Origin of the sequence: Pseudomonas sp. 8Z (assembly GCF_902506535.1) — a bacterium.
Taxonomy (GTDB): Bacteria; Pseudomonadota; Gammaproteobacteria; order Pseudomonadales; family Pseudomonadaceae; genus Aquipseudomonas.
On the sequence record NZ_LR733825.1, the window covers coordinates 487,061 to 501,454 of the forward strand.

The 14,394-nt window shown below is 61.5% G+C and carries 12 protein-coding genes; 6 read left to right on the forward strand and 6 right to left on the reverse strand.

From position 1 onward, the window contains the following. Positions 1-58: 58 nt before the first annotated feature. From rraA to AERO9A_RS06510, 6 genes are all read left to right on the forward strand, one after another. Positions 59-547: a ribonuclease E activity regulator RraA gene (gene rraA, locus AERO9A_RS06485; RefSeq protein WP_159971100.1), complete on the forward strand. Its 489-nt coding sequence runs from the start codon at positions 59-61 to the stop codon at positions 545-547. A gap of 3 nt (positions 548-550) precedes the next feature. Beyond that, positions 551-1,537 carry a zinc transporter ZntB gene (locus tag AERO9A_RS06490; protein WP_159971101.1) on the forward strand — a complete coding sequence of 329 codons (987 nt, stop codon included), beginning with the start codon at positions 551-553 and terminating at the stop codon, positions 1,535-1,537. 49 nt (positions 1,538-1,586) lie between these two features. After that, positions 1,587-1,835 carry a CrfX protein gene (locus tag AERO9A_RS06495; protein ID WP_178111107.1) on the forward strand — a complete coding sequence of 83 codons (249 nt, stop codon included), beginning with the start codon at positions 1,587-1,589 and terminating at the stop codon, positions 1,833-1,835. A gap of 1 nt (position 1,836) precedes the next feature. Beyond that, on the forward strand, positions 1,837-2,661 hold the full coding sequence (locus AERO9A_RS06500; RefSeq protein ID WP_159971103.1) for a mechanosensitive ion channel domain-containing protein: 825 nt from the start codon (positions 1,837-1,839) through the stop codon (positions 2,659-2,661). 82 nt (positions 2,662-2,743) lie between these two features. Beyond that, on the forward strand, positions 2,744-3,334 hold the full coding sequence (sigX, locus tag AERO9A_RS06505) for an RNA polymerase sigma factor SigX (RefSeq protein WP_159971104.1): 591 nt from the start codon (positions 2,744-2,746) through the stop codon (positions 3,332-3,334). Positions 3,335-3,442: 108 nt separating this feature from the next. Beyond that, the gene (locus tag AERO9A_RS06510; protein WP_159971105.1) at positions 3,443-4,426 is read left to right on the forward strand and encodes an OmpA family protein; all 984 of its coding nucleotides are present in this window, start codon (positions 3,443-3,445) and stop codon (positions 4,424-4,426) included. Positions 4,427-4,494: 68 nt separating this feature from the next. Here AERO9A_RS06510 and cobA read toward each other — a convergent pair whose 3' ends face one another. From cobA to AERO9A_RS06540, 6 genes are all read right to left on the reverse strand, one after another. Further along, positions 4,495-5,238 (reverse strand): uroporphyrinogen-III C-methyltransferase, encoded by a 744-nt coding sequence (cobA, locus tag AERO9A_RS06515; RefSeq protein WP_159971106.1) that lies wholly within the window; start codon positions 5,236-5,238, stop codon positions 4,495-4,497. Beyond that, the gene (locus AERO9A_RS06520) at positions 5,235-7,955 is read right to left on the reverse strand and encodes a nitrate reductase (protein WP_159971107.1); all 2,721 of its coding nucleotides are present in this window, start codon (positions 7,953-7,955) and stop codon (positions 5,235-5,237) included. The genes cobA and AERO9A_RS06520 overlap by 4 nt, the downstream gene beginning before the upstream one ends. A gap of 69 nt (positions 7,956-8,024) precedes the next feature. After that, on the reverse strand, positions 8,025-8,333 hold the full coding sequence (gene nirD, locus AERO9A_RS06525; RefSeq protein ID WP_159971108.1) for a nitrite reductase small subunit NirD: 309 nt from the start codon (positions 8,331-8,333) through the stop codon (positions 8,025-8,027). Further along, positions 8,330-10,786: a nitrite reductase large subunit NirB gene (gene nirB, locus AERO9A_RS06530; protein ID WP_159971109.1), complete on the reverse strand. Its 2,457-nt coding sequence runs from the start codon at positions 10,784-10,786 to the stop codon at positions 8,330-8,332. Before nirB ends, nirD begins: the two co-directional genes overlap by 4 nt. Positions 10,787-11,134: 348 nt before the next feature. Next, positions 11,135-12,805: a bifunctional protein-serine/threonine kinase/phosphatase gene (locus AERO9A_RS06535; RefSeq protein WP_159971110.1), complete on the reverse strand. Its 1,671-nt coding sequence runs from the start codon at positions 12,803-12,805 to the stop codon at positions 11,135-11,137. Further along, positions 12,805-14,016 carry a NarK/NasA family nitrate transporter gene (locus tag AERO9A_RS06540; RefSeq protein WP_159971111.1) on the reverse strand — a complete coding sequence of 404 codons (1,212 nt, stop codon included), beginning with the start codon at positions 14,014-14,016 and terminating at the stop codon, positions 12,805-12,807. Before AERO9A_RS06540 ends, AERO9A_RS06535 begins: the two co-directional genes overlap by 1 nt. Positions 14,017-14,394: the final 378 nt, after the last annotated feature.

The window sequence follows — 14,394 nt, forward strand, 5'->3', positions numbered from 1 at the left end:
CTCAGCTACATCTTGGTGCGCGCTGATGCCTGCCATCCCTGCTCAAAGGAGTCTTGTCATGCACTACATCACCCCAGATCTATGCGATGCCTACCCGGAACTGGTGCAAGTGGTCGAGCCGATGTTCGCCAACTACGGTGGTCGAGACTCCTTCGGTGGACAGATCGTCACCATCAAATGTCATGAAGACAACTCCCTGGTCAAGGAGCAGGTCGATCAACCTGGGCAGGGCAGAGTGCTGGTAGTCGATGGCGGTGGTTCGCTGCGTCGTGCGTTATTGGGCGACATGCTGGCCGAGAAAGCGGCGAAAAATGGTTGGGAAGGGATCGTGGTATACGGCTGCATCCGTGATGTCGATGTCATCGCTCAGACCCATCTGGGTGTGCAGGCCATAGGCAGTCATCCAATGAAAACCGATAAACGTGGCATCGGCGATCTCAATGTCGCAGTGACCTTTGGTGGTGTGACGTTCAGGCCGGGCGACTATGTGTATGCCGATAACAACGGCATCATCGTTGCCCCGCAAGCCTTGAGCATGCCGGAATAAACCATGGTGGAGCAGAACACGGCTTTGCTGCATGCCTTTGTCCTCGATGGTCTTGGTGGTGCGCGGAGTATTGATCGGCAACGTCTCGATGATCTCCAGCTCGGCGAACAGGAAAGCCTTTGGCTGCATTGGGATCGTAGCCAGCCACAGGCGCAGCGTTGGTTGCGTGAAAACAGCGGGTTAGATGAGTTCAGTTGCGACCTGTTGCTGGAGGAAAACACCCGGCCTCGTTTGTTGCCGTTACCAGACAACGAGTTGCTGGTGTTCTTGCGAGGCATCAACCGTAATCCGGGTGCCGAGCCTGAAGACATGGTCTCGGTGCGTATCTTCGCTGACGCACGGCGGGTCATCTCCTTGCGTTTGCGTCCATTGCTGGCCACTGATGCCCTGATTGCTGACCTGCAGGTCGGCAAGGGGCCGCGTACGGCGTCCGAGCTGCTTCTGGAGCTGGCTAGACACCTGACTAACCGCGTTGACGAGCTGATCGCCGAGCTTAGCGAACAGCTTGACCAGGAAGAGGACCGGTTGGATGCCGACGAGCGTTATCGTCCAGACCACAGCCTTATGTTGCAGGTGCGCCGACGGGCGGCGAGTCTGCGCCGCTTCCTGGCGCCACAGCGAGATTTGTACGCACAGCTTGCACGCAATCGTCAGCCCTGGTTCGTCGAGGATGATGACGACTACTGGAATGAGCTGAACAACCGTCTTACACGTTATCTGGAAGAACTGGAACTGGTGCGCGAGCGGGTCAGCTTGGTGCTGGAAGCCGAGAGCCAGCGTATGAGTGAGCGGATGAACCGCATCATGTACCGCTTTACCGTCATTACCGGGATGTTCCTGCCCCTGACCTTTATCACGGGGCTGCTTGGTATCAATGTCGGCGGCATACCAGGGGCGGATAACCCCACCGGATTTCTCGTTGCCTGTGGCCTGATGGTGCTACTGGCTGTCGTCCAATTGCTGCTCTACCGCCGCTGGCGCTGGTTGTGAACTGTGACCCGCTCTGGCGCTCTGGCGTCTAGGACAAACAGTCTGTGAGGTGCCCATGCACGATCCATTCGAAGAATCCCTGCGCGATTTGCTCAAGGCGACGCCATCCGCTCGCGATGACGACGCCTGCCTGCATCGGGTGCTGAAAACCGCCAATCGTCAGGTTGGCGCCGGTGATCTGTTCAGCCTGCTGGGCCACTGGCTGCAGGCGCTCATGATCGCCTTGAATAATGGCTCGGCGCACGTGGCGCCGGTGCGCCGTAACTCATCCTCCGCTTCTGCTGATAAGGCCGATTGAAATGGAACTCGACCCCTGGACTCAAAGCCTGATTTCCGCCATGACCGCCCTGTGGACCAAGGTGGCGGGGTTCATTCCCAATCTGTTCGTCGCTCTGGTACTGGTGCTGCTGGGTTTCGTCGTGGCCAAGCTGCTCGACACCTTACTGTCCAAGCTGCTGAACAAGGTCGGCCTTGATCGATTGATGACCGGTACCGGTCTGACCAAGATGCTGTCTCGTGCGGGCATCCAGGTTTCGGTTTCGACTCTGATCGGCAAGATCGTTTACTGGTTCGTGCTGCTGATTTTCCTGGTCTCGGCGGCTGAGTCGCTCGGCCTGCAGCGCATTTCCTCGACCCTCGATGTGCTGGCCTTGTATCTGCCCAAGGTATTTGGTGCGGCGTTGGTATTGCTCGCGGGCGTGCTTCTGGCGCAACTAGTCAGCAGCTTGGTGCGTGGCGCGGCGGATGGTGTCGGGTTGGAGTATGCGCAAGGGCTTGGTCGAGTGGCTCAGGGCCTGGTCATCATCATCAGCATCTCCGTGGCTATTGGCCAGTTGGAGGTCAAGACCGACCTACTCAACAATGTCATTGCCATCGTGTTGATTTCCGTGGGGTTGGCGGTTGCGCTGGCACTTGGTCTGGGCAGTCGGGAAATCGCCAGCCAGATTCTGGCGGGCATCTATGTGCGCGAGTTGTATCAGGTCGGGCAACAAGTGAGCGTCGGTGAGGTCGAAGGCCAGATCGAGGAGATCGGTACAGTGAAAACCATTCTACTGACCGACTCTGGAGAGCTGGTTTCAGTGGCCAATCGAGTGATGCTTGAGCAACGCGTGAACAGCCGCTGACGCCAATCTGGTATTTTATGTAGCTGCCCGGCCGGGATGACCTGCTGGGCACTTTTCGTCCTGTCCGTCGGCCCGACCTGTTTTGAACAAAGCTCAAACCCTGCCTACGCGTTATGACCCCCGCGAGCTCACCGATGAAGAGCTGGTGGCGCGCGCTCACGACGAGCTGTTCCATATAACCCGTGCTTATGAAGAGCTGATGCGGCGTTATCAGCGCACGCTATTTAATGTGTGCGCCCGTTATTTAGGGAACGAAAGAGATGCCGACGATGTCTGTCAGGAGGTCATGCTCAAGGTGTTGTATGGCCTGAAGAACTTTGAGGGAAAGTCCAAGTTCAAAACTTGGCTGTACAGCATCACCTATAACGAGTGCATTACGCAGTATCGAAAAGAGCGTAGAAAACGTCGCTTGATCGATGCATTAAGTTTGGATCCGCTTGAAGAAGCGTCCGACGAAAAGGCTCCAAAAGTAGAGGAGCGTGGCGGTCTGGATCGTTGGTTGGTGCACGTCAACCCGATTGATCGCGAGATTCTGGTGCTACGTTTTGTCGCAGAACTCGAGTTTCAAGAGATTGCCGACATCATGCACATGGGCTTGAGCGCCACGAAAATGCGCTACAAGCGAGCATTGGATCGATTGCGCGATAATTTTTCGGAAACATCTGAAACTTAGTTCAGCTTTCCGACCACTAAGGGAAGGGCGAATCCTGATAATATCGCCGCCAAGTTGCCACCTGCCGTACTAGGCAACTTATTAACCATCAAGATGGGGATTTAACGGATGAAAGTAAAAAACACCTTGGGCGTAGTCATTGGCTCTCTCGTTGCCGCAACTTCCTTCGGTGCGCTGGCACAAGGCCAAGGTGCAGTCGAGGTGGAGGGTTTCGTCAATCGCTATTTCGCCGACTCTCAGCGTGACTTCGCTCACGATGAAGGCAACCTGTTCGGCGGCAGCATTGGCTACTACCTGACCGACGACGTCGAGCTGGCGCTGTCCTATGGCGAGTACCACGATCTGCGCGGCGAAGGCTCTGCAGGCAGCAAGAACATCAAGGGTAACCTGACCGACCTGAAGGCCATCTACCACTTCGGTCAGCCGGGTGTGGGTCTGCGTCCTTATGTGTCTGCCGGTTTCGGCCATCAGAGCATCGGTGATGCCAACGATGGTGGTCGCAACAGCTCGACTCTGGCCATCGCTGGCGCTGGCGCCAAGTACTACTTCACCGAGAACTTCTACGCCCGTACCGGCGTTGAGGCTCTGTACAACATCGACCAGGGTGACACCGAGTGGCAAGCTGGCGTGGGTGTTGGTCTGAACTTCGGTGGTGGCAGCAAGCCGGCCCCGGCTCCTGCTCCTGTCGCTGCTGCTCCGGAGCCGATGCCTGAGCCTGCCGCTGAACCGGCCATGGAAACCGTTCGTGTCGAACTGGACGTCAAATTCGACTTCAACAAGGATAGCGTCAAAGAAGAAAGCTACGGTGATATCAAAAACCTGGCTGACTTCATGAACCAGTATCCGCAGACAACTACCACCGTTGAAGGCCACACTGACTCCGTCGGTACTGACGCCTATAACCAGAAGCTGTCCGAGCGTCGTGCCAATGCCGTGCGTAATGTACTGGTCAACCAGTATGGCGTAGATGGCAGCCGCGTGAACGCTGCTGGTTACGGCGAGAGCCGCCCGGTTGCCGACAACGCCACCGACGCTGGCCGTGCTGTCAACCGTCGTGTTGAAGCTGAAGTAGAAGCCCAGATCCAGCAGTAATGCCTCTGGTGCAGTAAAGAGAAACCCGGCTTCGGCCGGGTTTTTCTTTTTCTATCGCCCGCAAAGAGTCAGCCGTGAGAGAGCTGGAGCAGGCTAGCCTGTACGGCGTGGCGGGCAACTTCGCCTATCACCAAGATGGCTGGGCTTTGCAGAGCGAAGCAGGCAGCATCCTCCTGCATCGTGGCCAGTCGGCTACGACATTCGCGCTGCGTGGGTAGTGAGGCGTTCTCGATCATCGCTACCGGCATCTCGCCACTCATGCCGCCAGCAAACAGGCCAGCCTGGATTTCTGCCAGTTTGGCTACGCCCATATAGATCACCAGCGTCGTGCCGCTCTGGGCCAACGCCTGCCAGTTCAGTGAACTGTCGTCCTGAGTGTGCGCAGTGATCAGGGTTACCCCTCGTGCGACTCCACGCAAGGTCAATGGAATACCGCAGCTTGTGGCGCCTGCTAAACCAGCGGTGATGCCGTTGACCAGCTCCACCTCTATGCCGTGTGCACCGAGCCAGTCGGCTTCTTCGCTGCCACGCCCGAAGATGCAGGGGTCTCCGCCTTTCAGGCGCACCACGCATTTGCCTTGGCGTGCGTAGCGCAGCATCAGGCGATGGATGAACGCTTGTGGTGTAGAGCGACAGCCGCCGCGCTTACCTACCGAGACGATGCGCGCGGTGCGACAGTGCTCAAGCACGGCAGGATTGACCAGATCGTCGATCATCACCACATCGGCCTGCTTGAGCGCCTTGACGGCTTTGAGCGTGAGCAGTTCGGGGTCGCCAGGGCCTGCGCCGACCAGCCAGACTTTTGCATTCATATCGATATTTCCTCCACAGCCTGCTCTTGCACCAGCAGCCGCTTGATCTCAGGTACGCAGGAGCCGCAACTGGTGCCGCATTTGAGATGTTGTTTGAGGCCGTCAAGATTCAGGCCTTGCTTGATGCCGTTACGAATCGCGTTTTCGCTGACATTCAGGCAGTTGCATAGTGTGCGGCTGGTTGTGTTTGCCGCTTTGCCCGGTGCTGCCGACAGCGGGGCCAGCAGCCAGCGGCGCAGCTCGGCATCGGCCTGCCCGCTCTGCCATAACCCTTTTAGCCATTGGCTGGCAGCGGTTTCACCGGCCAGACGGATGCTGACGATGCGCCCCGACTCGATGCGTACACGCTTGCCCACGGCGCGGCGGGCGTCGTCGTAGGCCAATACCGGCCCGCAATCCAGGCCCAGCAAGTGATCGATACGGGCCAGCAGTTGTGCTTCTGGTGCGACGGCGCAGGCGGCGCGGATCAGCAGTGCAGGGCGCTCGCGGCCTGTAGGCGTGAGGCTGGCGTAGGCGAAGTCGTTGAATAGCGGGCGCAGCGCCTCGAAGCGTATCTGCACCTGGCCTTCGACCAGGGCGAAGAACTGCCAGGGCAGCTCGACGCGCTCCACTTCAACGCCGGCGTGCTTGAGTTCCGGTTGTTTGGACAGGGTATCGAAGGCCGGTTGGGTCAGCACATTGGTGCCCAGGCCGCGCAGGAAACGATTGCCCCAGTGCATGGGCAGCCAGGCTTGGCCGGGGCGCACGCTGTCGTCGGCCTGTACCGGTACGATCAGGCTGCCACGGCGGCTGCGTAGCTTGATCAGGTCGCCGTCGGCCAGGCGGCGACGGCGCAGTTCATCGGGATGTAAGCCCAGCACGGGCCCTTCGACGTGGCCGAACAACTGCGCGGCAGTGCCGGTGCGGCTCATGCCGTGCCATTGGTCGCGCAGGCGACCGGTGTTTAGGGTCAGCGAATAGCGTGCTTCGCGGCGCTCCTTCGCTGCGCGATAGGGCTCAGCGAGAAACTGCGCGCGACCACTGACAGTAGGAAAGCACCCGTCCGCGTAAAGGCGTGCAGTGCCACTGCGGGCGCCAGCCGGGAAGGGCCATTGTTGCGGCCCCTGATCGTCCAGCAGGCTGTAGCTCAGCCCTGATAGGTCGAGGTCGCGCTGGGCGGTCAGGTGTTTGTATTGCTCGAACAGCGCTTGGCTGTCGGCAAAATCGAACAGGCTGGGCAGGCCAGGGCGTAGCCGTTTTTCCAGGCGCTGGGCGAAGTCGCAGGTGATCGACCAATCGGGGCGCGCCTCGGCGGGCGCTGGCACGGCGCGGCGCACATGGCTGACGCGGCGCTCGGAGTTGGTCACCGTGCCTTCCTTTTCGCCCCAACTGGCGGCAGGCAGCAGTAGGTCGGCGTAGTGGCAGGTCTCGGTGGTGAAGAAGGCTTCCTGCACCACGACGAAGGGGCAGGCGGCCAGGGCTTCGTGCACCTTGCTCTGATCCGGCAGCGATTGGGCCGGATTGGTGCAGGCGATCCAGACGGCTTTGATACGCCCGTCATGCATGGCGTCGAACAGTTCGATGGCAGACAGCCCCGGCGTTGCTGGCAGGGCATCGATGCCCCAGTACGCGGCGACTTCGGCGCGGTGCGCGGCATTGCCGACTTCGCGGTGGCCGGGCAGCAGGTTGCTCAGGCTACCGGTTTCACGCCCGCCCATGGCGTTGGGTTGGCCGGTGAGGGAGAACGGGCCGGCGCCAGGCTTGCCGATCTGCCCGGTGGCCAGGTGCAGGTTGATCAGGGCGCTGTTTTTCGCCGTACCGGCGCTGGACTGGTTAAGGCCCATGCACCAGAGCGAGAGAAAACTCGGTGCCTGGCCTATCCACTGCGCGCAGGTTTGCAGCGCGTCGCGACTGATACCGCAGATTTCCGCGACGGCAGCCGGGGTGTAGTCGCGCACCAGATTCTTCAGGGCATCGAAGCCTTCGGTATGGGCGTCGATATAGGCGCGGTCGATCCAGCCTTCCCACAGCAGCAGGTGCAGGATGCCGTGAAACAGGGCGACGTCGGTGCCAGGCAGGATCGCCAGGTGCAGATCGGCCAATTCGCAAGTGTCGGTGCGCCGTGGATCGACGACGATCACTTTCATCTCTGGGCGGCGCGCTTTGGCTTCCTCCAGGCGGCGAAACAGCACCGGGTGGGCGTAGGCCATGTTGGAGCCGGCGATCAGCAGGCAATCGCTCAGTTCGATGTCTTCATAGGAGCAGGGCGGCGCGTCGGCGCCGAGGCTGCGTTTGTAGCCGACCACCGCGCTGGACATGCACAAGCGTGAGTTGGAGTCGATGTTGTTGGTGCCGACCAGTGCGCGGGCCAGTTTATTGAAGGCGTAGTAGTCCTCGCTCAGCAACTGGCCGGAGATGTAGAAGGCGACGCTGTCCGGGCCATGCTCGCCGATGGTCTCGGCGAAGACGTTAGCGGCGTGCTCCAGGGCGTTGTCCCAGTCTGTGCGTGATCGGGCCAGCCCTTTGCCTAGGCGCAACTGGGGGTGCAGGCCACGGGCGTCGAGGTCGCCAGTCAGGTGCAGGGTGGCGCCTTTACTGCAGAGCTTGCCGAAGTTGGCCGGGTGGCTGGGATCGCCAGCGACGCCGAGGATCTTCTCGTCGTCGTGTTCGATCAGCACGCCACAGCCGACGCCGCAGTAGCAGCAGGTCGAAGCGGTGATTTGCGTGGGGCTGGCCATGTTCGTGGTTCCTGCGGAAAACGAGAAAAGAGTGGGAGGTGTCGCGGCTAAAGGCCCTCCCACATGGCGTTAGGCTAAGGCCAGCAGCACGCGGCCATTCTCCACTCGCGCCTGATGGCGGTGCGCGCAGCCCACGTCCGGGGCAACGGCCGCGCCGCTATCGAGCTCGATCTGCCAGTTGTGCAGCGGGCAGGCGACGCGCTTGCCGTAGATCAGCCCTTGGGATAACGGGCCGCCCTTGTGCGGGCAGCGGTCGTCGAGAGCGAACACGTCGTCGTCGCCGGTGCGGAAGATGGCGATGTCACCTTTGGGGCCGGCGACGATGCGCGAACCCAGCGGGTTGATTTCGTCCAGAGCGCAGATGTCCAGCCAGTTCATACGGTGGCCTCCTCAAGTTGCACGACCTTGATGGTGTCGAATTCCTTTTTAAGGCTCGGCGTTTCGATGCGCTGCTTCCACGGATCCTGTTCGAGCGACAGGGCATAGTGCAGGCGTGCAGCCAGGGCCTTGCGGTTGGCCTCGTCGTCGATCACCGCCTTTTTGATGCGCTCCATGCCAACGCGGTGCAGGTAGTGCACGGTGCGTTCGAGGTAGAAGGCTTCTTCGCGGTAGAGCTGGAGGAAGGCAGCGTTGTATTCGCGTACTTCTTCGGCGGTCTTGACCTTGACGAAGAACTCGGCGACTTCGGTTTTGATCCCGCCATTGCCGCCTATGTACATCTCGAAGCCCGAATCCACGCCGATGATGCCAACGTCCTTGATGCCGGCTTCGGCGCAGTTGCGCGGGCAACCGGAGACCGCCAGCTTGACCTTGTGCGGCGACCACATGTTGAACAGGTCGTGCTCCAGATCGATACCGAGCTGGGTCGAGTTTTGCGTGCCGAAGCGGCAGAACTCGCTGCCCACGCAGGTCTTCACGGTGCGGATGGATTTGCCGTAGGCGTGGCCCGAAGGCATGTCCAGCTCCTTCCACACCGCTGGCAGGTCTTCTTTCTTGATGCCCAAGAGGTCGATGCGTTGGCCGCCGGTGACCTTGACCATCGGCACCTGGTATTTGTCGGCGACATCGGCGATGCGCCGCAGTTCGGCGGCGTTGGTCACGCCGCCCCACATGCGCGGCACCACCGAATAGGTGCCGTCTTTCTGGATATTGGCGTGGGCGCGCTCGTTGATCAGGCGTGATTGCGGGTCGTCCTGCGCTTCGCCCGGCCAGGTGGAAATCAGGTAGTAGTTCAAGGCCGGGCGGCAGGTGGCGCAGCCGTTGGGTGTGCTCCAGTTGAGCGCGGCCATGGTTTGCGCCATAGAGGTCAGGTGCTGCTCGCGGATGGCCTGACGGATCTGCCCGTGGTTGAGCTCGGAGCAGCCGCAGATGGCTTTCTCGCTCTTGGGTTTGACGTCTGCCGCGCCGCCGACGGTGCTGATCAAAATTTGCTCGACCAGGCCGGTGCAGGAACCGCAGGAGCTGGCGGCCTTGGTGTGCTTTTTCACCTCGTCGACGGAGAACAGGCCGTTCTCCTGAATGGCCTTGACGATGGTGCCCTTGCACACGCCGTTGCAGCCGCACACTTCCATGCTGTCGGGCATGTTGGCGGTCTTGTCCGCCCCTTGATGGCCGACATCGCCAATGACGCCCTCGCCGAACATCAGGTGGTCGCGGATTTCGCCGATGGGGTGCTTCTCGCGGATCTGCCGGAAGTACCAACCACCGTCGGCGGTGTCGCCGTACAGGCAGGCGCCGACCAGCACGTCGTCTTTGATCACCAGCTTCTTGTACACGCCGCCGATGGGGTCGGAGAGGGTGATGCACTCGGTATCGTCCGAGCCCATGAAGTCGCCGGCGGAGAATAGATCGATGCCGGTGACCTTGAGCTTGGTCGAAGTCACCGAGCCCTGATAGCGCGAATAACCAAGCTGAGCCAGGTGATTGGCGCAAACCTTGGCCTGCTCGAACAACGGCGCCACCAGACCGTAGGCGATGCCGCGATGGCTGGCGCATTCGCCGATGGCGTAGATGCGTGGGTCGAAGGTTTGCAGGGTGTCGTTGACCAGAATGCCGCGATTGCAGGCGATGCCTGCGCTTTCCGCGAGGGTGGTATTGGGGCGGATACCGGCGGCCATCACCACCAGATCGGCTGGGATCACCTCGCCGTCCTTGAACTTCACCGCACACACGCGGCCATCGCCGTTATCCAGCAGTTCGGCGGTGTGCTTGGGCAGGAGGAACTTCAGGCCGCGATCTTCCAGGGATTTCTGCAGCAGCTCACCGGCGGTGCGGTCGAGCTGACGCTCCAGCAGCCAGTCACCGATATGTACCACGGTGACGTCCATGCCGCGCAGCTTGAGACCGTTGGCCGCCTCCAGGCCGAGCAGGCCGCCGCCGATGACCACGGCGTGCTTATGCGTCTTGGCGGTGTCCATCATCACGCGGGTGTCGGCGATGTCGCGGTAACCGATGACGCCGTGCAGATCCTTGCCCGGCACCGGCAGGATGAACGGCGTGGAGCCAGTGGCGATAAGCAAACGATCGTATTCGGCTTCGCTGCCATCGTCGGCGATCACCCGGCGCGCCTTGCGGTCGATCTTCACCACCGTACGGCCGAGCAGCAGCTTGATGCCGTTGTCCGTGTACCAGTTGAGGTCGTTGAGGATGATGTCTTCGAAGGCTTGCTCGCCGGCCAGAACGGGCGAGAGCAGGATGCGGTTGTAGTTCGGGTGCGGCTCGGCGCCGAACACGGTGATGTCGTAAAGATCGGGAGCGAGCTTGAGCAGCTCTTCGAGGGTGCGTACACCCGCCATGCCGTTGCCAATCATCACCAGCTTGAGTTTTTGCATGCCGGCTGTCTCCTGGAGGAAAAATCACGGAAACCTGGCCGTCGCAATGACGAGCCAGAAAGGGTTACCGCCAGGAACTACCGGGAACAAAAAAGGCGTCCCGCCAGTTGCCTAGCGAGGACGCCTTTGTCCAGATCCCGAACTATCGGGCAGTGCGCTCTCTTCGTTGACAGCGCGCTTTAATCGGTTGTGCTGAACATGATGCAGCGCTTGTGCCAAGTTGCTGAGCCGCCGCTTCTTCAGGAGATCGCTGGCTGACTGCAGGCGCTATTGGGTTTTTCGTGCACTGTTTTGAGTCTTTTTGCGCCGCGCTGGTGCGTTTCCTGCGTGCGTGGCAGGCCTGGGTGGCTAGAGCAATAGCGCAATCACTAGGCCTAGGTTCAGCAGCAGTGAGACGAGTGCCAGGCTGCGCCAGACCAGTAGCGGCTCGCGTTCGAGCAACGGGCGTGGGCGCACGGACAGCGACAGGCGCTCGCCTTGCTCCAGGGCCAGCAGCCATTGCTCGGCGGTTTCGAAGCGCTGCGCCGGGTCGTTGGCCAGGGCGCGCGCAAGGATTTCGTCGAGCCAGGCGGGCAGATCCGGGCGATAGCGGCTGGCGGCGACGGCAAGGCCGAAGCGCGGGCGCTGAAAGGCTTCCACCTCTCCATGTGGATAGTGCCCGGTCAGCAACCGATATAGCGTCACGCCCGTGGCGTAGAGATCCTGGGCCATGCTCGGCGGCGCCCCAGCGTAGGCCTCCGGGGCGATATAGCTGGGCGTGCCAGGTACGCCGTGAGCATCTTCGCTCGACAAACCGGGGCAATAGGCCAGGCCGAAGTCCAGCACGCGCAACACGCCGTCATCGCCGAGCAGCAGGTTTTCCAGCTTGATATCGCGGTGCAGGATGTTGCGCCGGTGCAGCAACCCAATGGCCTTGATCAGATCCGCTGCCAGCAGGCGCCAATCCGCCAGTGGCATAGGCCCTTGGCTGTGCAGGTGCGCCGCCAGGGTTTGCCCTGAATACTCGCGTTGCACGTAGTACAGGTGCTGACGCTGCGGCAGCGCATGCAGTTGCGGGAAATGCGGCCCCGCGACGCGACGCAGAAACCATTCTTCCTGCAGCAGGGCGGGGCCGGCTTCGGCTTCTTCGTGGCGTTGCGGCGGCAGGGTCTTCAGTAGCCAGGGTCGTCCCTCATCATCGCGCACCCGGTACATGAGTGATTGGCGTGAGCCATGCAGCAGACTTTCGACATACCAGCCTTCGAAGTGCTGACCGGCGCGCAGCGGTGGCGGCAGCGGCCAGTGCTCCAGTTGCGCCAGGGTATCGGCGAGTGAGGCGTCCGGCAGTCGTTCGACTTTGACCAGCAGCGCGCTGGCGTTGTCCTGGCTGCCTGCACGGTGGGCGTCCTCGACCAGGCTGGCGCAGATTGCCTCTGGCGCGTCCTCACTCTGCAGGGCGAGTGTCAGGATCTGCTCGCTGAGTGTGGCCCAGATGCCATCGCTAAGCAGCAGAAAGGCATCACCCGGCTGCAGCTCGCCGTCCCGGTAGTCCACCACCACGTGCTGATCCAAACCGAGCGCGCGGGTCAGCACATGCTGCATGCCGGGTTGTTCCCACACATGCTCCTCGGTTAGGCGCAACAACTGGCCGTCGCGCCACAGATAGGCGCGGCAGTCGCCGACATGGGCGAGAAAGTAATGCCGCCCACGCAGTACCAGCGCCGTCAGCGTGGTCAGCAGCGGCTGGCCGCCGCCGTTGGCTTGCAGCCAGCGGTTTTGAGCCAGTAGCAGACGATCCAGGCTGTGCTGCACCGGCCAGGTTTCCGGCGTGGCGTAGTAGTCCAGCGCCAGCGCCTGCAGCGTTGCGCGCGAGGCGAGCGCACCGTCTGCGCACTGACTGACGCCGTCAGCCAGTGCGCAGAGGTAGCCTTTGCTGGCCGCCAGTGCGGGAGCAGGCGTGACCACACGCAGAGCGTCTTGGTTGTCACAGTGTGGGCCACTGGCGCTGGCTTCGCCGGTGACCAGTTGCAGGCTACTCATCAAACCCGCGCGGCGGTGATGGCGGCGCTGCCCCAGGTGGTGCGCCAGCGCTGTTTGACGCCATACAGACCGATCCAGGCCAAAACGCCAAGGCTGGCGAACAGCCACAGGCCAAGCTGATAACCGCCGGTATGCTGCTTGATGGCGCCCAGGCCGGCTGCCAGCAAGAAACCGCCAATGCCGCCGGCCATGCCAATCAGGCCGGTCATGACGCCAATTTCCTTGCTGAAACGCTGCGGCACCAGTTGGAACACCGCGCCGTTACCGGCTCCCAAGCCAAGCATGGCGACGACGAACAAGGCCAGTGCCGCATTGGAACTGGGCAGGTTGAAGCCGACGATGGCAATGCACGACGAGGCGATGGCGTACATCACCAGCAAGCTGCGGATACCACCGATACGGTCGGCCAGCGCGCCGCCCAGTGGGCGCAGCAGGCTGCCGGCGAAGACGCAGGCCGCGGTGTAGTAGCCGGCAGTCACCGGGTTGAGCTGGTACTGGTCGCTGAAGTAGCCGGGCAGGGCGCTGGCCAGGCCGATGAAGCCGCCAAAGGTGATGCTGTAGAAGAACATGAACCACCAGCTATCACGATCACCCAGGGCTTTGAGGTAGTCAGCGAAGGCTTTGGGTTTGGGGCGGCTGGGTGCGTTGCGTGCCAGCATGGCAAAGAGCACCAGCGTCACCAGCAGCGGTGCCAGGGCCCAACCGAAGACGTTCTGCCAACCGAACAGTGCCGCCAGGCCCGGCGCAAACAGCGCGGCAAGCACGGTGCCGGAATTACCGGCACCGGCGATACCCATGGCTTTACCCTGATGCTGCGCGGGGTACCACTGCGACGCCAGCGGCAAGGCGACGGCAAAGGAAGCCCCCGCGAAACCGAGGAACAGCCCCAGCAGCAACGCCTGTTCGTAGCTGCCGATACCGATTTGCCAGGCGCCGAACAAGGCTGTGATGACCACCACCTGACCGATCAGGCCAGCGGTCTTTGGCGAAAGTCGATCCGCGAGAAAACCCATGAGCAGGCGCAGCACCGCGCCAGCGAGAATCGGGGTGGCTACCATCAGGCCGCGTTGCTGGGCGTTCAGCGCCAGGTCGGTGGCAATCTGTACGGCAAGCGGGCCGAGCAGGTACCAGACCATAAAACTCAGGTCGAAATAGAGAAAGGCAGCAAACAGGGTCGGGGCGTGGCCGGCCTTCCAGAAACTCGTGTTCATCGATCACCTCGTCAGCTTGATGAGCCCGGCGGACAGGGACGCGCGAGTGGAAACGGCGGCCGTGTCTGCGGAGCTACGTGTTTAGCGTAGTTCGTGGCCTAGGCCACGGCAGGTTCGAACGAATGGCGATGGCTCGTATCACGAAGCTAACGCCAGCCCCGAGCATTGGGGCAGGCACAAAAAACGCCGCTTCACCACAAGCTTTGAGGCTGGGTGAGGCGACGTCGTTGTCATGCAAAAGGTGGCCGCCGTTGGCTACCTTGAGGCGAACTTAGCAAGAGCCGCGCCAGAAGCTGAGGTTGCTGCTGGCGCTGGTTTCGTAGCGTTTCAGGTTATCGGTGGGTTATTTTCTGCCCCGCATTGGGGCGCTCAGCGCTG